The organism is Rhizobium sp. P1_B8 (assembly GCF_056406515.1).
In genome coordinates this window covers 69,482-89,214 of the sequence record NZ_JBFTZZ010000028.1, presented here as the reverse complement: position 1 = coordinate 89,214, position 19,733 = coordinate 69,482, and the positions used below count along the sequence as shown (strand labels likewise).

At 60.4% G+C, this 19,733-nt stretch carries 25 protein-coding genes and 2 pseudogenes; 11 read left to right on the top strand and 16 right to left on the bottom strand.

Annotation, left to right across the window (positions count from 1 at the left end; all coding sequences use genetic code 11):
* The 4 genes and pseudogenes from AC1D2N_RS27830 to AC1D2N_RS27815 form a co-directional block, all read right to left on the bottom strand.
* The coding region (locus tag AC1D2N_RS27830) for an SRPBCC family protein (RefSeq protein ID WP_477982406.1) at positions 1-115 on the bottom strand (115 nt) is incomplete at its 3' end.
* Positions 108-440 (bottom strand): ArsR/SmtB family transcription factor, encoded by a 333-nt coding sequence (locus AC1D2N_RS27825; RefSeq protein WP_018241069.1) that lies wholly within the window; start codon positions 438-440, stop codon positions 108-110. The genes AC1D2N_RS27830 and AC1D2N_RS27825, both read right to left, overlap by 8 nt.
* 383 nt (positions 441-823) lie before the next feature.
* On the bottom strand, positions 824-1,144 hold the full coding sequence (locus AC1D2N_RS27820) for a DoxX family protein (protein ID WP_130651958.1): 321 nt from the start codon (positions 1,142-1,144) through the stop codon (positions 824-826).
* 1 nt (position 1,145) lies between these two features.
* A pseudogene (locus AC1D2N_RS27815) lies at positions 1,146-1,516 on the bottom strand (DUF4267 domain-containing protein).
* Positions 1,517-1,639: 123 nt separating this feature from the next.
* Between AC1D2N_RS27815 and AC1D2N_RS27810 the strand changes: the two are divergent.
* Complete coding sequence (locus AC1D2N_RS27810; RefSeq protein WP_130651959.1) at positions 1,640-2,233, top strand: TetR/AcrR family transcriptional regulator; 594 nt, start codon at positions 1,640-1,642, stop codon at positions 2,231-2,233.
* A 471-nt stretch (positions 2,234-2,704) separates the two neighbouring features.
* Here AC1D2N_RS27810 and AC1D2N_RS27805 read toward each other — a convergent pair whose 3' ends face one another.
* The 4 genes from AC1D2N_RS27805 to AC1D2N_RS27790 form a co-directional block, all read right to left on the bottom strand.
* Complete coding sequence (locus AC1D2N_RS27805; protein ID WP_130651960.1) at positions 2,705-4,477, bottom strand: adenylate/guanylate cyclase domain-containing protein; 1,773 nt, start codon at positions 4,475-4,477, stop codon at positions 2,705-2,707.
* Positions 4,478-4,653: 176 nt separating this feature from the next.
* A complete protein-coding gene (locus AC1D2N_RS27800) occupies positions 4,654-5,286 on the bottom strand; it encodes a DUF308 domain-containing protein (protein ID WP_130651961.1) in 633 nt (210 codons plus the stop codon).
* Between the two features lie 184 nt (positions 5,287-5,470).
* Entirely contained in the window at positions 5,471-6,115 is a 645-nt protein-coding gene (locus AC1D2N_RS27795) for a hypothetical protein (RefSeq protein ID WP_130651962.1), read from the bottom strand.
* A gap of 72 nt (positions 6,116-6,187) precedes the next feature.
* Positions 6,188-6,778, bottom strand: a complete 591-nt coding sequence (locus tag AC1D2N_RS27790) for a TetR/AcrR family transcriptional regulator (RefSeq protein WP_130651963.1) — start codon at positions 6,776-6,778, stop codon at positions 6,188-6,190.
* Positions 6,779-6,974: 196 nt separating this feature from the next.
* On the opposite strand from AC1D2N_RS27790, the gene AC1D2N_RS27785 reads away from it, so the two are divergent.
* From AC1D2N_RS27785 to AC1D2N_RS27775, 3 genes are all read left to right on the top strand, one after another.
* A complete protein-coding gene (locus AC1D2N_RS27785; RefSeq protein ID WP_018241078.1) occupies positions 6,975-7,694 on the top strand; it encodes an SOS response-associated peptidase in 720 nt (239 codons plus the stop codon).
* 75 nt (positions 7,695-7,769) lie between these two features.
* Positions 7,770-8,087 (top strand): hypothetical protein, encoded by a 318-nt coding sequence (locus AC1D2N_RS27780; RefSeq protein WP_018241079.1) that lies wholly within the window; start codon positions 7,770-7,772, stop codon positions 8,085-8,087.
* Positions 8,084-8,323: a hypothetical protein gene (locus AC1D2N_RS27775; protein ID WP_130651964.1), complete on the top strand. Its 240-nt coding sequence runs from the start codon at positions 8,084-8,086 to the stop codon at positions 8,321-8,323. Before AC1D2N_RS27780 ends, AC1D2N_RS27775 begins: the two co-directional genes overlap by 4 nt.
* Positions 8,324-8,375: 52 nt before the next feature.
* Here AC1D2N_RS27775 and AC1D2N_RS27770 read toward each other — a convergent pair whose 3' ends face one another.
* A complete protein-coding gene (locus AC1D2N_RS27770) occupies positions 8,376-9,203 on the bottom strand; it encodes an oxidoreductase (protein ID WP_028734197.1) in 828 nt (275 codons plus the stop codon).
* Positions 9,204-9,282: 79 nt separating this feature from the next.
* Here AC1D2N_RS27770 and AC1D2N_RS27765 point away from each other — a divergent pair, with 79 nt between their 5' ends.
* Positions 9,283-10,221 (top strand): AraC family transcriptional regulator, encoded by a 939-nt coding sequence (locus AC1D2N_RS27765; protein ID WP_113542596.1) that lies wholly within the window; start codon positions 9,283-9,285, stop codon positions 10,219-10,221.
* Positions 10,222-10,278: 57 nt separating this feature from the next.
* Here the strand turns inward: AC1D2N_RS27765 and AC1D2N_RS27760 are convergent, their stop codons facing one another.
* Positions 10,279-10,881 carry a TetR/AcrR family transcriptional regulator gene (locus AC1D2N_RS27760; RefSeq protein WP_113542597.1) on the bottom strand — a complete coding sequence of 201 codons (603 nt, stop codon included), beginning with the start codon at positions 10,879-10,881 and terminating at the stop codon, positions 10,279-10,281.
* 50 nt (positions 10,882-10,931) lie between these two features.
* Between AC1D2N_RS27760 and AC1D2N_RS27755 the strand changes: the two genes are divergently transcribed.
* From AC1D2N_RS27755 to AC1D2N_RS27745, 3 genes and pseudogenes are all read left to right on the top strand, one after another.
* Positions 10,932-11,381 carry a VOC family protein gene (locus AC1D2N_RS27755; RefSeq protein ID WP_018241084.1) on the top strand — a complete coding sequence of 150 codons (450 nt, stop codon included), beginning with the start codon at positions 10,932-10,934 and terminating at the stop codon, positions 11,379-11,381.
* Positions 11,382-11,537: 156 nt separating this feature from the next.
* The gene (locus AC1D2N_RS27750) at positions 11,538-12,011 is read left to right on the top strand and encodes a nucleoside deaminase (protein WP_113542599.1); all 474 of its coding nucleotides are present in this window, start codon (positions 11,538-11,540) and stop codon (positions 12,009-12,011) included.
* Between the two features lie 64 nt (positions 12,012-12,075).
* A pseudogene (locus tag AC1D2N_RS27745) lies at positions 12,076-12,228 on the top strand (ethanolamine utilization protein); the annotation flags it as partial.
* 15 nt (positions 12,229-12,243) lie between these two features.
* Here AC1D2N_RS27745 and AC1D2N_RS27740 read toward each other — a convergent pair.
* From AC1D2N_RS27740 to AC1D2N_RS27720, 5 genes are all read right to left on the bottom strand, one after another.
* Positions 12,244-13,035: an aldolase gene (locus AC1D2N_RS27740; protein WP_130651965.1), complete on the bottom strand. Its 792-nt coding sequence runs from the start codon at positions 13,033-13,035 to the stop codon at positions 12,244-12,246.
* Positions 13,036-13,278: 243 nt separating this feature from the next.
* Positions 13,279-13,683: a hypothetical protein gene (locus AC1D2N_RS27735; protein WP_245484447.1), complete on the bottom strand. Its 405-nt coding sequence runs from the start codon at positions 13,681-13,683 to the stop codon at positions 13,279-13,281.
* A gap of 79 nt (positions 13,684-13,762) precedes the next feature.
* Positions 13,763-14,155, bottom strand: coding sequence for a response regulator (locus tag AC1D2N_RS27730; protein WP_047619422.1), 393 nt, complete (start codon positions 14,153-14,155; stop codon positions 13,763-13,765).
* A 73-nt stretch (positions 14,156-14,228) separates the two neighbouring features.
* Positions 14,229-15,281, bottom strand: a complete 1,053-nt coding sequence (locus AC1D2N_RS27725) for a sensor histidine kinase (protein ID WP_130651966.1) — start codon at positions 15,279-15,281, stop codon at positions 14,229-14,231.
* A gap of 500 nt (positions 15,282-15,781) precedes the next feature.
* On the bottom strand, positions 15,782-16,057 hold the full coding sequence (locus AC1D2N_RS27720) for a DUF4242 domain-containing protein (protein ID WP_024322782.1): 276 nt from the start codon (positions 16,055-16,057) through the stop codon (positions 15,782-15,784).
* Between the two features lie 80 nt (positions 16,058-16,137).
* On the opposite strand from AC1D2N_RS27720, the gene AC1D2N_RS27715 reads away from it, so the two are divergent.
* The 3 genes from AC1D2N_RS27715 (at position 16,138) to AC1D2N_RS27705 (ending at position 18,701) form a co-directional block, all read left to right on the top strand.
* Positions 16,138-17,520 (top strand): tetratricopeptide repeat protein, encoded by a 1,383-nt coding sequence (locus tag AC1D2N_RS27715; RefSeq protein ID WP_130651967.1) that lies wholly within the window; start codon positions 16,138-16,140, stop codon positions 17,518-17,520.
* Between the two features lie 210 nt (positions 17,521-17,730).
* Entirely contained in the window at positions 17,731-17,934 is a 204-nt protein-coding gene (locus tag AC1D2N_RS27710) for a hypothetical protein (protein ID WP_245484448.1), read from the top strand.
* The gene (locus AC1D2N_RS27705; RefSeq protein WP_130651968.1) at positions 17,931-18,701 is read left to right on the top strand and encodes a hypothetical protein; all 771 of its coding nucleotides are present in this window, start codon (positions 17,931-17,933) and stop codon (positions 18,699-18,701) included. The genes AC1D2N_RS27710 and AC1D2N_RS27705 overlap by 4 nt, the downstream gene beginning before the upstream one ends.
* A gap of 133 nt (positions 18,702-18,834) precedes the next feature.
* Here AC1D2N_RS27705 and AC1D2N_RS27700 read toward each other — a convergent pair whose 3' ends face one another.
* Entirely contained in the window at positions 18,835-19,731 is an 897-nt protein-coding gene (locus AC1D2N_RS27700; protein ID WP_026188307.1) for a LysR family transcriptional regulator, read from the bottom strand.
* Positions 19,732-19,733 lie beyond the last annotated feature (2 nt).

Below are 19,733 nucleotides of genomic sequence, written 5' to 3'. Positions count from 1 at the left end.
GTGCTAACGCTTTCGGGTCGGTCCATGCCCTGAAAACCAGATCGCATGGGGCATCAAACCTTCGTACAAGAACCAGGTCGCGGGCGTTGTCGGTGTCGGTCTCTGGATTAGTCATTTTCGTATCCTTGTACCTTGGACAGATAGTCATCGAGACGATCAAAGCTTTGATCCCAGAAGCGTCTGTAATCGGCGATCCAATCAGCAATTGTCTTCAACGCAGCCGGCTCGAGGACGCGGGGACGCGAATTCGCTTCACGGCCGGAGCGGATCAATCCGGCCTGTTCCAGGACCTTGAGATGCTTTGAGATGGCAGGCTGAGACAACTCGAAGGGATCAGCGAGCTCGGCCACCGTCGCCTTGCCGTTCGCAAGCCGCCCAAGAATTGCTCGCCTCGTGGGATCGGCGAGTGCGGAGAAAATCGCATCGAGCTTGTCGTCCATATATCACCATGTAGCTATATAGCCAAATGGATATATTCTGTTCAGCGAAATGTCAACGGTTTTGCATGGGCGAAATCACGGGGCAAAAATCGGCGTTGATGACTCCCGATCATGTCGGGATACGTCGCTGTTCCTGCTGCAGACGCCACCCCGCGCTCCGTCCTCCTCGGGCTTGACCCGAGGATCCGCTCTGGCCTCCTCAATCAGCAGCGGGCATGGATCCCAGGCTCAGGGCCTGGGATGACGGAGGGTGGGGGCGGGTTTTCGATAACCAAAGCGGTATAGGGTGAGGCTTGAGGCTGATTACCGCTACAATCAGGTGGCGCCAGGAACCACATGATAGTGCTTCGCCCACGCCTGTCGGTGAAAGCGGCCGATCGTGCTCAAGTTGAGATCGCGGCAAGAGCAATCAAGGTGACAAAGACACTGAGCGGCGCCAGGTGCGCATGGTCGCGGTGGCGTAGAACCGTGAAAACCGCAGCCCCGATGATGACCGCCCCAAGCGCCACGCCGACAATGCGGCTGGCAGGAAGCGCAATCAGGACGGCGCTCGATATCTCCAGCCCACCCGTCACGATACCCCACCAGCGCGGGTAGCCCCACCGAGCGAATTCGCTTCGCGTCCCCGCCGTGCCGATGGCGTTGACGAGACCTGCGCCAGCGAAGGCGACAACCAGGAACCAGATGGAAAGAACGTGAACCATCTTAGTGCGCCCCGATCATCATGGGGATGGCGACCAGCACCATGATCACCGCCGTCAGGCCGTGAATGCCGAAGGCGCTTCTGGTGGAGCCTTTCGCTGCGAGAACGAGCAGCATGTCGCCCGCAGGGATCATCGCTTCGATCAAAAGCACGATGCCGACCTCCCGTTGGGAACCCCACACCATGAACGCCAGCACGAGTAATCCCGCGACGATATCGCGAACCCCCTTGAGGCGGAGCCACCAAGCGACGTTTGGGCCTTCTTCGGGAAGCGGCAGGCCGAAACTGCGCATCGTGGTCGTCGGGCTCGCAATCCGATCGCGATAATAGCGAGGGCGAGCAGCAACCCAGCCCCGTTGGCAAGCCAAAGCATGAGACAATCCTTCTATCGTTGATACAAAATCTAGCGCTGCTAGATAAAATGCCTTAGCATTGCTAGTTAGTCAAGCATTGGTATAATCTTTGATGGGTGCTGGCCCTGCATGGAGATTGAGCAATGGGGATCGCAGAGCGGAAAAGCCGGGAAAGGGCAGGGCGCGAAGAGCGCATTGTCGCGGCAGCACGTGCCGTCGCGGAGAATGAAGGATGGGATGCTGTGACGATCCGCCGCCTGGCCAAGGAAATCGAATACAGCCAGCCAATCCTCTATTCGCATTTCGCCAACAGGGACGCCATCGTTGCCGCGGTTGCAGTCGAGGGCTTCAAGGAGCTCGCAACCGTTCTTCGGGACGCGGCAGGCGGGGCGAACGGGCGACGAGAGGCCCTCATGGATGTCGCCATGGCCTATTTTGCCTTCGCACTCAGTCGCCCAGCACTCTACCAGGCCATGTTTATCCTGCCGACCCAACTGCAGTTCGCCGAGGCCGAAACGAGATCGGAACTTCGGGCCGGTTTCGACGCCATTGCAGCAGCCGTGTCTCCGTTCTGTGCGGATGTGGAGATCGTGACCGAGACCTTCTGGGCAGCCCTTCATGGGCTTGCCGAGCTCGAACGTTCAGGCCGCATTCGGCCCGGCATGCGTGACAAACGCATCGCGCTTGTGGTTCAGGCGATCGTGGATGCGGGAGGAAACGCGCCCCGTCGCGGCTGATGACATCAGTCGCTTGGTGCATCGGCTACCGGATGTGGACTGCGCATCTTCAACAGAGAGCTGTCGCCGATCATGTCCGGATCTGTCGCTGTCCTTGCTCCACACGCCACCCCACGCTCCGTCCTCCTCGGGCTTGACCCGAGGATCCACTCCCGTCTCGATCAGCAGCGGGCAGGGATCCCAGGCTCAAGGCCTGGGATGACGGAGGGTGCGAGGTGCCCAAAGGATGATTCTGGCTACGGATTTGCAAGGCGCACACCGGCAACTTCCGGCCCGATGCGGACATCTGTTCGTTGTCGAGGGATGCGGCTGCTTTGCGCCTTCATGTCGGCCATAGAGGGCGGCTTCGCAGCTTCCTGAAAGCAGATCTTTGCTGGCGATCACGCTGGAGGTCGTCGTTGCGCCGGCACTGGCTATTTCATCCTCTGTGCAAATAGCGGCAACACGTTCAAGATCGGAGATTAATCACCGTCATTGTACGACACCGGCCCTGCGTAGCCCCTCCACGACGAGCTCGAAATCGGCGGGGTTCTTGAAGGGCAAGACTTTGCGACGGTATTCCAGGGAGTAGTCGGGATTGACGCGCATCACCTCTTGCCACGTCGCGCGAGCCTCTTCGAAACGGCCGAGGTGCCCGTAACAGGCGGCCAGAAGCGCGCGCGAGACATCGGTGACGGGGTTGCGGCTCACGCGCTGCAGCAACAGTTCGACGGCCTCTTCGTACCTTCCCAGTGGAAACAAGGCCAAGGCCTGAAAGTGAAGAACGACATCCGGAAAGTACGGGTTCAGGACCTTCGCCCGATCGAAATAGGCGAGTGCCTCCTCGGATCTGCCTGAATAGATGAGTGCCTCGCCGAGGCCGACATGCCCTTCGGCGAAGTTCGGATTGAGGACGATCGCACGCTCGGCCTCGCTGATGGCTCTATCGTGCTGTCGCGAGTAAAGCTTGACCACACTCAGTGCCCAGTGCGCCACGGGATCGCTATCATCCTGCGCTACCGCCAGGGTCGCCGCCTCTTCGGCTTGCTCGATCGAGCGCTGCGGCAACGCGCTCCACCGGTTCAGGTAGTCGAGCCCGTGGGTAAGGGCGAGGAAGGCGTGCGCCGAGGCGAAGTTCGGGTCCAGTTCGACGGCACGTTGCAAAAGGTCGCGGGCGTCGCTGTTCGTTTGCTTCGTCAGTCGGTGCCACAGCTCCCGGCCACGCAAGAAGCAGTCATACGCCTCGGGGTGCCGCGTCTGCCCCGGCGCAAGTCTTTGCCGATCGCCCTCTGTCAGGTTGACCGCCAGCGCGCCGACGATCTGCTGCGTGACATCGTCCTGAACCGCGAATATGTCGGTGAGGTCGCGATCGAACCGCTCCGCCCATAAATGCCCGCCGGTGGTCGCGTCGATGAGCTGCGCGGTGATGCGTACCCTGTTCCCCGATTTGCGTACGCTACCCTCAAGCACATATCGCACGCCGAGCTTCGTGCCCACCTCCTGCACATGGACGTTCTTGCCCTTGAAAGTGAACGACGAATTGCGAGCGATGACGAAGAGCTGCGACAGCTTCGATAGCGCCGTGATGATGTCCTCCGAGATGCCGTCGGCGAAGTAGTCCTGTTCGGCGTCACCGCTCATGTTGGCGAACGGCAGGACGGCGATCGACAGCTTCGGTAACGCTGCCGTCGCCGGTCGGCTCGTCGCGGTTTCCGAGGTCGCGGCTAACTTGGTCGCTGCGCTGCCGACTTGCAGCGAATAGACCCGGATTGGCTCGGCGATGTTCTTGAGCTGCGTGCTGCCGAGATCGCTGACCGAGAGGTCGAGCCTCGCCTTGACTTGGCGATAGGCATCCTCGGACAGGCAGATCGCGCCCGCCGCGGCGACGCCCTCCAATCGCGAGGCGATGTTGACCCCGTCGCCCATCAGATCGCCGTCGCTTTCCTCGACGACGTCGCCCAAATGGATACCGATCCGGAACTCGATGCGACGGTCCTGCGGGACGCCGTCATTGCGCTCCACCATACCGTTCTGCACCTCAATGGCGCAGCGCACGGCGTCCACCACGCTACGGAACTCGACCAGCGCACCATCGCCGGTGCGCTTCACGACGCGGCCGTGGTGCACGGCGATCGTCGGATCGATGAGATCGCTGCGCAGTGTGCGCAACCTCGCCAGGGTGAGGTCCTCGTCAGCGCCGGCAAGCCGACTGTACCCGACCACGTCCGCGGCCAGGATTGCAGCCAGCTTTCGGTTCTCGCTCATGGCGCTGTCTCCTAACTTCCACGATAACAGGGAGACAGAGGGCAAGAAAGAAGTTTTAGCCGCTGCTCAGAGCGATCTTGGTTGGCCATGGTTCATGGGGACGCCGCCGACGTTACAGCCCCACGCAATGACTGCTCTGTCATGGGGCCGAACGGAAGATCCCGCCCCCGATCGGCTCAGGCCCGCTTCCGCCGCATCTCTGTGACGCTCCGCCAGGCGGCCGAGACCAGGAAATAGAAGGCGCCGAGGCCGGCATAGCCGGCGATGTTGGCAATGGAGGGTGGTTCCGGCATTTGCGCCTGGGCGATGAAGAAGGCGCCTGCCACCGCGGATTGGCCGCCGCTGAGGATCATCGCCCACTGGCCGCCATTGGTCTTCCAGCGCCGGACAGCGGTTCTAAGCTGCAGCAGGCCGGAAAAGATCGCCCAGAGGCCAAAGACGCCGAGAACCCAGTTCATGCTCATCGTCAGGGCGACGATCACGGCAGCTGTCGTCACCGCGCTGACGGCGACGTTGATCGCCTGGCTGCGGTTGTTTGCAAGGCCACCATTGCGCACTGCGTCGATGAGGTTGACGGCGGCATCCCAGGCCGGGTAGAGGATCAGCAAACCAGCCGCGACGGCAAGCGACTGGCGGCCGGCCGTCAAGGCGGCTGCGACCCAGATGGCGGAAAAGGCTGCGCGGGTGAAGTAATAGCGCGTCAGCCACTCTTCCCTGTCGCCAGACGCGACGGTGGTTTGATCGTTGGTCATCAAGATCTCTTTCCTGTGTGTGATGGTGTTGGTCCGATAGGGGCGGCTCACCGTCATCTGCGGCGTCATCCCTCATCGCGATTGGGTTTTTTTGGGCTTGCCGGGAGCCGCCCGGCACCGCCGGGCTGCTGCCGAGACGACATTCTCCGTCGTTCCAGTCCATCGGCTGCCGGTCAGGCAGCATTCCCTGGTAAATCGCCGGTCGAACCGGGGGCGGCCCAGCCGACCGGCGACGACGTGGTCACATGGGCGGCACCACGCCATTTTTGCCGACAAGCACCTGATGGGCGAGGGGACCCGAGGCAGCCTTCTCGGCGGGGATGAAGACGACGGCGCCGGGAACGAGATCGTCATTGCTGGCCGGAGCGATGGTGACGACCGGCGTGCCGTCCGGAATGGCGATCTTCTTTTCCTTGCCGTGATAGGAGACGGTGACGGTGCGGCCATCGACGCCCTTGACGGCGTCGGCCACGGTCGCGTTGGTCATGCTGCTGTTGGGCTTGAGGTCCCAGCCGTAGCTGCCTTCACCGGCACCCTTCATCGCCGGCGGGAAGATCAGCACTTCAAGCGCGCCGTCGCCACCGCCTTCACTCGGCAGCGATGCGATGCCGACGAAGTCGCCCGGCTTGATGTCGGTGACCGCAGCGTTTGCAACGCTCGCCAGTTTCCAGCCGTCGGCGAGGGTGACATCGACGGTCTCTCCCTCGCGGGTCTTCACCTTGAGAATGGAGCCGCTGTAATTGACGATGCTGCCCCTGACATGGATCTGCTCGGGCTTCTGGTCTTCGGCCTTCTGGTCTTCGGAATGGACAGGCGCCGCGGGCAGGGCCGCCGACGCGATGGCGGTGAGCCCCAGCATGAAGGCGGGGAGAATGTTCTTGATCATGTCGTTCTTCCTACTAGTTGGTAGTTTCACTGAACGTCGTTGTCACTCCGGGCTTTTATGCCGCCCGGAGCTCTATTGAGCGGCGGTCGGAGACAGCCGCTGCAAGGTGGGGGCCAGAATGGTGGCGAAGATCTCCGGGGCACCGTAAGCCCGGGCTGAAAGCATAGCGCCATGGACGGTGGCCATGAAGGCTTCAGCCTCGACGCGCGGTTCGCTCGACAGTTTCAAACTGCCGTCCTGAGCGCCCCGTTCCATCACCGAGGTCAGCCATGTCGACGCAAAGCGGAAGAAAGCCTTGACCTCGGCTGCGACCTCCGGCGGCAGCGCCGGCAGTTCGCTCGCCAGCAGGGCGCAGACGCAAAACGGTCGGCTGGCATCCTCGATGCACTGGGCCCAGTGGCCCGAATAGGCTTGGAGGAGCGCCAGGGGATTTCGCACCTGTTGCTCCAGGCCGGCGATGCCCGCCTCGGCATCCTCGCGATATCGCACGACAAGCGTGCGCACCAGGTCGGTCTTGCTGGGAAAATGGTGATGGATGCTGGCCTTGCGAATGCCGACGACGGCAGCAATATCGGCATAGCTGAAGCCGTTATAGCCTCCAGTCATGATCAGAGCTCGGGCGGAGGCCAGGATTTCGTCGGAGGTCGTCAAAACATTGCTCATGGGCTCCATCTACCTTCCAGTAGGAAGGCTGTCAAGCGGGAAGCAGATTTCTACCGTCAGCCGTCGTCGAGACGGTGACAGGCTTCACCTTGACTCTGGTGAAGCGATGGCGGCATCGGTTGTAGCGACCGGCCTTGACTCGCCTCGAATACCCAGAACATAATCAGAACATCTAATATGCGGGATGGAGTTCCGGATGTGCGGTCGCGTCTATATCAAGACATCGCTTGAGGAGTTGGTGCGCAATTTCGCCTTCGCAGAGCGGGGCGCGATCGATGCGCTCGGGAACCGATTTCCCCGCTATAACGGCGCGCCGACGCTGGATTATCCGATCATCATTCGCGACATGGTCCGCGAGCCTGATGTCATGGGGCCGGTGTTCGCCTCGGCGCGCTGGGGTCTGATGCCGGCATGGATGAAGCCGGGTGGGCGGCCGCCGCCGATCAATGCCCGCTGCGAGGGCATCAGTACCAACGGCCTGTTCCGCTCGGCCTACAGGTCGCGCCGCTGCCTGGTGCCGATCAACGGCTTCTTCGAGTGGAAGGATATCTTCGGCACGGGCAAGAACAAGCAGCCCTATGCGATCGCCATGGCTGACGGCTCGCCCTTTGCGCTCGCCGGCATCTGGGAGATTTGGCGCAGCCCGGAAGGTGTCGACATCAGAAACTTCGCAATCGTCACCTGCGAGCCGAATGCGATGATGGCGCAGATCCATGACCGCATGCCGGTCGTCCTGCACCGCGAAGACTACGAGCGCTGGCTATCTCAGGAGCCTGATCCGGCAGACCTGATGAAGCCGTTCCCGGCGGAGCTGATGACCATGTGGCCGATCGGCCGCAATGTGGGTTCGCCGAAGAACGATACGGCTGACATCATCGATCCGATCGACCCCGATCCGGAACCGACGCTGATCTGAATTCACCGGCTCGGGCGGGAGCCATCCATCAACCATGCGGTCAAAGAGATACCTCGCGAGAGGACAGGACGACGCATGCCAGAACAAATCACATGGAAATCGTGGGAACATGTCAGCGGCCGGGAGATCAAATACAAATGGCGGCACGCCTGGAAAGAGAAACCCGGCGACGATTACGTCGCTTTTGACGGCGATACCCAGATCGGCAGGATATTCCGCTCACAGGCGGGCGGAGGGATCGATAATCGATGGTTCTGGATCGTGGCGGCTGACGGCAGCCATCGATTGGATTGGCCATCGGCCGGATACGAGGACAGTGCCTATGTCGCCTCAAGACGGCTGGAAATGATCTATGAGAGCATCAAGAGCGGGAAACGGAGGACGCACCCATGAGCATCGAAGGCCATTCGAGCGCACCAGGCGCCAACGTGATCGTTGAACATTATTGCGAGCACCGGCTTGCTGACGGCACACGCTGCAAGGAGTGGGGAGGCTGGGGAAACAGCCCATCCCCGGCCGTGCCGACTCGCTGGTGGTGTTGGGAACACTTCCCGCACAAGACATTTGAACAGGAACAGGCGCTCCGGCGAAAGCAGGAGGCGGCCGGGGGCGAGAAAATCATCCAATAAGAGCGGGCTGATTATCTCGATATCGTTGAAGCGGCATACAGAGCTTCTGCTATCAGCCGTCGGTCGAGACGGTGAGGGATTTCCATGCCTCGATCTCCTGCTGGAGGCGAACAATCCTGTCCGACACGTGCTTGAGGGCGTCGCTGCCGAGCAGAAGCTGCGGCGGCGGATTATCGGATTCGATGAGCTCTAAAACCGCGGCGGCCAGTTTGGCGGGATCGCCGCGCTGCTTGCCGCTGACGGCCTGGCGCGCCTTACGGATCGGATCGAAGAGGGCATCATAATCGGCGATCGACCGCTCGGTGCGGACCATCGATCGTCCGGCCCAGTCCGTCCGGAAGGAGCCGGGGCAAAGGGTCGTCACACGGACGCCGAATGGGGCCATTTCCGCACGCATTACCTCCGATATGCCCTGGAGCGCAAATTTGCTGCCGCAATAATAGCCGATGCCCGGCATGGTGATCATGCCGCCCATCGAGGTGACGTTGACGATGAAGCCGCGGCGTCGTGCGCGAAACCCAGGCAGAAATGCCTTGGCAACGGCGACGGCGCCGAAGACGTTGACGTCGAACTGCCGCCGCATCTCTTCGATCGGCGACTCCTCGAGCACGCCCTCGTGGCCGTAGCCGGCATTGTTGATCAGCACGTCGACAGGCCCATGCTCGTCCTCCGCCTGGCGGACGACATCATCAATTCGGTCGAACTCGGTGACGTCGCAGACGACCGGCCGCAGGCCAGGCAGGGTTTTGGCGAGCGCTTGGCGCGACGCTTGCGAGCGCACGGTGCCGATCACCGTGTGGCCCGCCTGAAGGGCCGCAGACGCAATGGCGAGCCCGAAGCCGGAATTCGATCCGGTGATGAAGAAGGTCTTTCGTGACATCAGCGATATTCCTTGATTGAGGATGGGACTTGACAAATAGTATGGAGAAACCGGCGCATCGATTGCGGATTCTCTCAGAATGTTGCCAAATCCTATGAAGGCTGATCGCGGCCTATCCAGGCGAGAGGAGATGGTCGCGTTGGCCGGGCGTCTCGCCCCGCGTCACGGATACAATCCGACCGCGCTTGCTTCCGTCCGCATATTGCGCACGGAAGCCGTGCTCCACGACATCCCGGTGCTCTACAAACCGGGCGCGGTTTTCGTCTTGCAGGGCAGCAAGCAGGGCATCCTCGAAGGCGAAGTCTTCCTCTATGATGAGGAGCATTATCTGGCGGTGTCGCTGCCCGTTCCGTTTCGGATGACGTCGACGGCCAGTCCCGAGCGGCCCTTGCTTGCGGTCTATGTCGAGTTCGATATGCAGATGGCGGCCGAGATCGCACTGCAGGTGGAAAAACATGCCGAACTGCCAGGCGACGAGCCGAGAAGTCTCGTGTCGAGCAGCATGGCTGACGATATCGAGGATGTCCTGCTGCGCCTGCTGACGGCGCTTGGCAGCAGCGTCGAGACGGATGTGCTTGGCGCCGGCATTCTGCGCGAACTGCACTACCGCGTCCTGGTCGGTCCGCAAGGCGGCGCGATGATCGCCGCCCTCCAGCAGAAAGGCAGATCCGGAAAGATCATTCAGAGCCTCGCCTGGTTGCGGGAAAACTATGGCCTGGAGATCGCCGTCGCCGATCTGGCAAGAGAGGTGGGCATGAGCGTTCCCTCCTACCATGTTCAGTTCAAGGGGCTGACCGGCAACAGTCCGATGCAATACGTCAAAGCGATGCGGCTTCACGAAGCAAGATTGATGATCGCGCGCCAGACCAGAACGATTGCCGAGGTCGCGGTTTCCGTGGGCTATGCAAGCCCGGCGCAGTTCAGCCGCGATTTCAAACGGCATTTCGGGCGCACGGCATCGGAAGAGATCAAGTGGGTCCAGCGCCACCTTGGCGAACTGGGCGACGATCACGGTTAGGCCGCTTGGTCGGCCGCCTGCGCAGCCGTTGGCTTCGCCCATCGCGACGGGAGGGTCTCACGCGCCCGACGGTGCAACGGCCCGCAACGCGGTCCTGACGATCGCATCGCCGAACTCCGGCGAGACCGGGCGATGGCCGACCAGCAGCCGGAAGAAGACCGGTCCGTAGATCATGTCGAGCAGCGCCTCCATATCAAGCGGCGGAACGATCTCTCCCCGAGCCAGAGCCTCCTCCAGGATGACACGACCCGCGTTGCGGCTCGACAGGATCACCCGATTGCGGAAGGCCTTGGTGAATTCGCTTTCCGGGTCGGCGGCCGCAAGTGCCATAGTGATCTGCCGCCCGCGCGTGCTCGCAAAGGCAGTCACCAGTCCGCTCATCTGCGCGCCGAGAGCCGCCTGCGCCGTGCCCCCTCCAACCTCCGCTTCCGGTAGCCGGTTGACCAGAAGAGCGGCCATCGCCAGTTCCTGCGCATTGGCCCAGGAGCGGTAGATCGTCGGCTTGCCGACACCGGACCGCGCCGCCACGGCTTCGATCGTCATGCGGCCAAAACCTTCGGCCATCAGGATTTCATGGGCGGCCTCCAAGGCACGCTTCTGCGCGGCAGCGCTTGGCGGCCGCCCTCGTTTCTTCGGTATTGCATTACTCTCTTGACTCATATCTTTACGATACGTAACGTTAATATATAAACCAGTCAAGGAGATCATCCATGCCGAGTTTTGCCCGAAAAGTGAGCGCCTACTTCATCGTCAAGGATGCGGCACGGGCCATCGACTTCTACAAGGAGGCTTTCGGCGCCACGGAAGTCTTCCGCATGACCGATCCTTCGGATGGGCGGATCGGCCATGCCGAGCTGCGTTTCGGAGAGACGCTGATGATGTTGGCAGACGAATATCCGGACTTCGGCGCCCTGTCTCCCGATACCGTCGGAGGCTCGCCGGTGACCTTCCACATGGACACGGTGTCGACCGACGAAGCACTGGCGCAGGCGCTGTCGGCTGGGGCGACGATGTTGCGCCCGGCGACTGACCAGAGTTTTGGCGAGCGGGTGGCGCAGGTGCTTGATCCCTTCGGTCATCGCTGGATGTTGTCGCAAACCATCGAGCAGGTCACGCCTGAGGAGATGCAACGCCGCTGGAACGAGGACATGTCGGCGTGAGTGCCGGAGCGACGAGATCAGGCTCGGGAGGCATCGATCAGAGCCAGAAAATGACGGTTGTGGCGATACGGATCGCCGACTTGAATCTGATTTGCAGCCCCTTGGAAATCCCTCCGATTCAAGACAAACTCATCCCGCTCTAGCTGGGGGACTCTGATGGAAAACCACGAGCCGTTTTTACGCGAGGCGATTGCGCTCTCGAAATCCGCGATGGACCATGGCGACGAACCGTTTGGCTCGGTGCTGGTGAAGGACGGGGAAGTCATCTTGCGCGCCGAAAACAGCGTCTTCACCGGCCGCGATATGACGAACCATGCCGAGATGAACCTGGTTAAACTGGCGGCGCAGCACTACGACACTGCTTTTCTCGCGGAGTGCACGCTCTACACCAGCACGGAACCGTGCGCGATGTGCTCCGGGGCGATTTACTGGTCGGGCATCGGGCGCATGGTGTTTGCCTGCTCCGAAACGCGGCTTGGCGAGATCGCCGGGATCGGGTTGAACGTGCCGAGCCGGGCGGTGTTGCAAACCGGCGCGCGCAACGTCACCGTGGTTGGCCCAACGAACCTCGAAGACGAAGCCGCCGAAGTCCATCAGCAATTCTGGCCGAAGCATCTGGGCAAGGCTTAGAGCGCCGTGCGTCCTTTCGGACGCACAACGGAGGCACTCTAACACTTTCAATCCTCGCATCGGGCTTTCGGTCTCGACATATGCGGGGACGGTCACCGCCGGGCCAGGCGCGATCGTCTAGATGCCCAAGGGTGAAGCGGTGACCATCCGCTCGAACGAGGAGGGCGCGCTCACCGCCTATGTCACCTATCCGCATTGGCGGCCGGCGCACGACTAAGCCGCGGTCTGCGGATCAGCGCTTGTATTCGGGCTCGCTGCGATCGAGTGCGCGCTTGACGGACTCCAGATGGAGCCGGGCCGACTCCGGGTCTCCCTCGCGCATTTGCCGATACGCCGCTTCGGCGATCTCAGGCGCGACGGCAAGGACTTCGCGTCCGGTCGACAGGGCGAGCGTCTGCACCTCGCAGGCGCGCTCGAGGTAATAGAGGTCGTCCCAGGCCTCGGCGATATTAGGTCCACAGACCATCACGCCGTGGTGCTTCATGAAGACGATGTCGGCATCGCCGATGGCGGCCGCGATGCGATCGCCCTCGCGCGCGTCGAGCGCCAGGCCGTTATAGTTGCGGTCGACGGCCGTGCGTCCATAGAATTTCAAGGCGGTCTGCCCGGCAAAGATGAGAGGATCGCCCTCCGTCATCGAAAGGGCGGTGGCATAAGGCATATGGGTGTGGAACGCCGCCTTGGCGCGCGGAACGTTTTTATGAATCCTGGCGTGGATGTAAAAAGCGGTGGCCTCGGGCTGACCGCTGCCCGACACCACGTTGCCGTGAAAGTCGCAGATCAACAACATCGAGGCGGTCAGTTCGGCGAAAGCGTAGCCGTAGGGGTTGACGATGAACAGGTCATCATAGCCGGGAACGACGGCCGAGAAATGGTTGCAGATCCCTTCCTCCATGCCGAGCCTTGCCGCCATCCGGAAGCAGGCAGCAAGATCGACGCGGGCCTGCCAGATGTCGTCCGTATCAAGTTTCGGCTGGTTGGGGCCGCCGGCGGGCGATGGGGCTGTGTTGAGGGAGTGCGCCATGGGGTCGTTTCAAATTGGTGTCGAAGGAGAGGGTGGCTATCTATCCTGAACTACGCCCGGATTGGCTTGGCATCAAGCCGGCTGGCGGCAAACATGGTTCGGTCATTTGCATATTTTGGGCCGGTACGCGGCTCGGCGGCTGCGCCTTTCCGTACCCGCGAGCCTGGAACGGTGGTCACGGCGAGTGAGCTATCGGCGCGGACCATCGGGGCGGTCATGGATCCCAGACTCAGGGCCTGGGACTTAGACACCGTTCTCTGGCGATTGCACTGCAAGGTAGTTCACAGGAACGAGGCGGCTATGCAGATCGGGGCCGTCGGGTTGCCCCGGATCATAGAAGATGCCGTTATCGGCGTCATAGAGGATGAAGTGGTCTCCTTCGACATGGACGACCGCTACCCCGCAAACATCGCCCCAGCTCTCTGCCTTGCGTAATCCGCCAGTCTGCCAGCCCAACTCGGTCAGCACGCCGCGCAGTTCTGTCCACGTTGTGTAATGATTGGTCTGAGCGCCCCAATCGATCATGCCGGCAATCTGGTCGTAGGGTTTGCCCGTCAGCATCTGCAAGACGAATACGCCGCAGCCATCATCCCTTGGACATTGCGTGACAAATTGAAAGCGGACCCTGTCGGCTGCGGGTTGTGTCAATGTTCAGTTCCTCAGCGCTTCACCGAGACGATGGCGGTCGACGACGTCCTGATCATCCTGGAAGCTTGTCGAAAAACCCTTAACTTGCCAACTCAGTCGTGTTCCCGATCGACAGCAGATGAGCCATCGCATCGGTAATTGCGTGGTTGTCATAGGGTTTCGAGAAGGCCCTGCTTCCCGTGGGGAGATCGCTCTCTTCGAGGATGGCCGCGCCGGAGGCAACGATCAACCTGACTGGTGGCCACCGATCCCGGATGTAATGAGATAGCTTGATGCCGTCCATCGTGCCCGGCATCTGAACATCGGTGAAAACCAGATCGATGTCGTTTCGCGACTCAAGGATGCGAATAGCTTCATCGGCATCGCATGCCTCAAGCGCTTCATAGCCCGCAGAGAGTACCAGATCGACGGCACTCATCCGAATAATCGTGCTGTCTTCGACGACCAGGACGACCGCTTTGCCATATTTCATCGCTCACTCGGTCAATTTGGAGTGTGAGCCTCGCAGGCTCCGATGGGATAGCGTTTCGCAAGCCATTCGGTTCCTAAGCGGCCGTAGAAATGTCGGTTCGCAAACCGGCGCTTTCCCGGTGGTTGATTGTGACGACGGCGCCGGGACCCGCGTCGCTCAACTGAATGTCGCCATTCAGGCTCTTTGCGAGCGCCTCCACAATGCCAGTCCCGAGGCCCGCCTTTAGTGCTTCGCGACCAGCAGGCATGCCGATGCCGTTGTCGGTAACGGCGAGAGTCCAGTCCTTGCCGGATGAGTGATAGTCGATGACGATTGCGCCCGGTCGTTCATCGGGAAAGGCGTGCTTGAGGGCGTTGATGACAAGCTCGGTCACGACAAGCCCCAAGCGAACGGAAACATCCGCTTCCACGGCGCTGTCGTCGACCATCACCTGAATCGCAAGCCTGTCGGGGTCGGCGATCATCGACGCGCCGAGGCTTTGGCAAAGCTGAGTGAAATAGTGACGGAGTTCAACCTTGCCGCCGTTGGACATGGAGAGTTGGCGTTGCAGGGCCGCGATCGACATGACCCGGTGATGGGCGTTGTGGAGATGCCCGCGCGCTTCCTCCGACTGGACCCGCCGGGCGCTCTGCATGAGAACGCTGGCAATGATCTGGAGGCTGTTGGCGACCCTGTGCTGGACCTCCTGCAGCAGGATGGCATTATCGCGAACGAGATCATCTTTCAGCCGAGCCTCGGCGCGCGCATCGGTCACGTCGGTGATGGCGAGCAGCAGGCGAATATGATCGATGTCGCCGTCGTCGAGCGTCCGTGCGTTGACGACCAGGTGCCGTGTCTTCTGGTTTGGCCGTTGAAAGTCGATTTCGTATGCCTCGATGGTGGCGCTGCCCGAGGCGGTGGCCGTCAGCAGTGACGCAAGCTGGGGCATCGCCCATTCACCGTTTCCAATTTCGCTGAGGCTTTGGCCGCAAACCGTCTTGGGGTCGATGTCGAAGGCCCGGCAGAAGGATGCGCTCGCCGCGATGACCTTCTGGTCGTCGGATAGGTACAGCAACGGCTCATTGGACGATACCACCACAGCAAGAGTGCTCGCCGCTTCGAAACGCACTGTGGGTGTCTTTTGCATGGAGAGGCCCTCAAGGGCCGGAGACTCACGAAGCAAGTCATCACTCGGCAACAATGCCAACCGGCCGGAAGGCTCAGCTGGACAAAAAGACTTTAACACGCGTGACGCGCAATCGCTTCATGCTAAATATCGTGGGCTGCATGCCGGGCGACGCCGATGCCGAATGCATGCCCGCCCAAAAGTGTGCAGCAGTCTAGGGACAACGACATGCATCAAATAACAGACCTAAAGCCGATCGGCTGAATCCAATTCGATGCGACGCGCGACCGCAATTGGCGCGTTCCGGACGACGGCGGCCTTCCGCATTCGGCTCTTCGACCGGAAGGTTCGCGATCAAGGCGGAAAGTCGTTCGGCATCGCAAGTCGTGGACCTCTGGCTTAGTCGGCCGACAGTTCGCTAACTCCGTTAGTCCGCTTAGGCCGATCCTGGCCTTACGCTTGCCACCTGTCGACCCGAAGTGGTCGTTACATCGTTTGCGCTTACGTCGACCATTGATGCGCTAGACCACGTCATCGGCAGAGATGTGCTTAACTTCGGTAATTCTCACCAGCGGGATCTCTGCGCGTTCGTTTGCCTCCATCACATCTTGTTCCGACGAAGCGTCGAACAGACAGAATGATCGTTCCTCGGACGGTACGAATGTCGAGCGAAGATAGCGCACTGGCTTGCCCTGGCTGGTCATCTCTGCTGTGACGTTCTTCGCGCGGGACGCCGCCGCACTGAGTTGATCGGGAGTGATTCCAGGCAGGTGTCTTTCGACCATGTACTGTGGCATGATGGTTGTCCTTGGGTTGAGCGACGACAGCAACCGTTTGAACATGTTGCGCGATCGCTTTGAACTTCCGGCCGTTGCGAATGGACATCTACTTTGCCGCCGTATTCACAGACCTCGTCCGACACTCAGCGGTTTGGAACAGGGTTTCGCGCGATACGATCACAAGCGCAATTGCGGAATATCGATACCTGTCTCAGACGCTTGCCAGCCAATACGGGCGGCGGCACGAGAACTTTACAGGCGACGGGCATCTTTATCTATTCGAATCTGCTGATGTAGCCGTCCATTTCTCGTTGAAGCTAATCGCCTATTGGAAGCAACGGCGACGTCACTTGACATCCGACCAGGCGCATGACCTCCCAGTCCGGGTGGGCTGCCACTTCGGTGAGTGCTCCCGGATGCACGATGACGACGCCTGGATCGGTCGTGCCTTGAACATCGCGAAGCGCGTGGAAACATGTGCCGAGCCCGATACCCTCTTCGTCACGCAGACCGTACTCGATCTCATCGATCTGCCGGTCTATCTCTTCCACGAGGTTGACGTATTCGAACTCAAAGGCGACTACCTACCGAGGCGGCATCTCTATCGGGTCGTATCAGTGAACCACACGGCACTTGCTGCACGGTCCGAAGAGCGGATGACGGCCGAGGACTGGTTCTTAAAGGGGGCCGGGATCGCAAGTACGGATACACGGGAGCTGGCAAAGGAACTGCATTGCTACGAAAAAGCATTGGAGCTCCGGGCCGACTATCCGGAAGCGCACAACAACCTCGGTGTCATCCTGAAAGCCGCTGGTGACAGAACCGCCGCCGAAGCCCGCTACCTGGATGCCCTTCGCCTCTGGCCGCAGTATCCGGAAGCTCACTACAACTTGGCGATACTTCTTGAGGAAACCGACCGCCCTGATGAAGCTGCAGCACATTATCGGCAGGCTCTGAAGTGCCGACCAGACTACGTGGACGCCCTTCTGCGCCTCGCTGGTCTTTTCGACGAATGGGGCGATCGGTTCGAAGCGCATCATCACTTCCAAGAGGCGCTGCGACTTCGGCCGGGTTTTGCCGAAGCCCACAACAATTTCGGAGTCTTCCTCGAGAAACACGGCGATGCGGAAGAGGCTGAATCGCAGTACAGACAGGCGCTGCAGCTCAGGCCGGATTACGCTGAGGCTCACTACAACTATGCGATGCTTCTCGAAGGGCGAGACGTCGAGGCGGCAGAATCACACTATCGCGCAGCGCTGAGGTCGGCGCCGGAATACGCGGAAGCTCACAATAATCTGGCGGTGCTTCTTCACGAGAAGGGCGCTTTATCGGATGCAAAGTCACATTATCTCACCACCATAAGATTGCGTCCTGTTGACCCGCAGACGTATCGGAATCTCTCCCTTCTGCTGGCAGCGATGGGCGAGGAAGAGCAGGCTGATCGATATGCGCGGAAAGCAAGCGAGCTCTCTTCAGGTTGAGTTTATGCGGTGGCCGGAAGAGGCGACATCAAAATCAATCATGGCAACTGGGAGGTCCGCTCTTCGCGCGTTTGAGACCTCCGCGAAGTTTTTCATCGCCGAGCCACCTCCATGCAGCAACGATGTCGCAAGCCGTTTGTCGTAACGCCCGCATCCATCGATCCACCGTAATCGTCAATCCCTTGACTCTCGAAGGCGACCCAATAATCGTTGGCCTATGATCGTTCCGCGTTCCGCACACGCTTCACGCTCGCCAAGGATCTGGACAATCTCGGGATTTCCGCCGGCGACATGGTCATGGTGCATGCCGCGATGAAGAGGGTAGGGCATCCGCTCAATGGTCCTGATGAACTGATCGATGCGCTTCGTGACGCCGCAGGTTTCAGACGCTCCGAGCAACAGGGTTTCTTATGATAGGCAACCCCTTGCAAAGCGATATCCGGAAACACACGGTACGATCCGATGCAGAAAAAGCGCGCATATGTGCCGCTAACAATGCAGACCTGTATCAGGCGATGTTCCGTGCCCATGGACTGCCTGATCAGCGAACCAGTGCATTTTGGTCAAGCGATGCGATCGCACCTCCATACTATTCCAACATGACGACACTCGACCCGGACGCAACAGAGGAACAGCTGGTTGAAATCGGTCGGTTGACAGATCGGTTAGGACGGAGACCCGGTCTGAAAGATGGGTTTTCCAGGCTCGATCTCGTCAACAAAGGATTCCGGTTGTTGTTTTCCGCATCATGGATTTGGGCTGAACCTCACGGAATTGCAGCGCGTGCGCCTGAAGATTGGACACGCATTCGCGATGCGGCGGCACTGGATCGCTGGGAACATTCCTGGAAAGAGTCTGGTAGCCAGACCGATGCCAACGTCTTCACACCGGCCCTGCTTTCCGATCCCAACATACATATCTATGGCCGATTGGCCGGCGACGGCTTTGATGCGGGCTGCATCGTAAATCGATCACCCGAGGCTGTAGGGATTTCCAATATCTTTAGCTTGACCGGTACGCCGCAGGCCTTCCGGGATGCCATTTCGTTGGCCAACATCGCCTTTTCACCCGATGTGCCGCTAGTCGGATATGACAGTGGCGCCGCGCTAAACGAAATGACAAGGCTGGGCTTCAGGTCGGTCGGCAAACTGAGGATTTGGCTATCTGATGACGGTTCCTAAGCGTCTTTCTCTATTTGCTCCCCAATAGCATTGTTTAATGGGAGACCAACGCTACGCCCTCAATATTCGGCTGCGGATCGGCAGGGCAGAGATTCCTATCGAATGAATTGTCCGGTCGGGCTTTCTGCGAGCGTCAGAATATCTGTGGCGAGCGCAGCACCAGAAAATCGATGAAGGTGCGGACTTTGGCGGAAAGGTATTTCCGGCTCGGGTAGACGGCATGCAGAGTGTTGCTGATGCCGAGCGCCCCGGCAAGCACCACCTCCAGCCGGCCTGCTTTCAGATCCTCCTCCACCAGCCATTCCGGCAGGAAGACCAGCCCCATTCCCCGCAAAGCCGCCAGGTGCAGAAGCGTCTCGTTGGCACTCAGCAGCACATTGCGGAAGGTGACCTTACGCCGGTCGTTTTGGCGGCCCAACAGCAGGCTTTCGCTGACATTGATGCCATTATAGCGAAGCAGCGCATGGCCGTTCAGCTCGGCGATGCTCTGGGGTCGCCCGGCGCGTTTGAGATAATCCGGCGATGCCATCAGGCGGAATTCTATCTTCGCCAATGGGCGCGCAACGAGACCCGGATCGAGCCGCTCGGACGACATTGCCCGCAGCGCAAGGTCAAAGCCTTCCTCGACCAGATTGGCGATCCGGCCGCTCAGATCCATATCCAGGCTGACATCCGGATAACGCTGGTTGTATTCGGCCAGAATATTGACAAAGCCTGAACTGGCCGCCCACACGGGAGCACTGAATTTGAGCGTTCCGCGCGGCGCGACCGTGACATTGCCGATCGACGCTTCCACTTCGTCGAGCCCTTCGAGCATCTGCCTGGTCTGGTTGAAATAAAGCGCGCCGGCTTCGGTAAGGGTGACACTCCGGCTGGTGCGGTTCAAGAGCCGGCTTCCCAGGCGCGTCTCCAGATGCATCACGTGTTTGCTCACCATCGCCGGCGACAGATTCAAACGGCCTGCTGCCGCGGTGAAGCTCTTCAGCTCCGCGACCAAGCAAAATACCCGCAGGCTCATCATCGTATCCATGA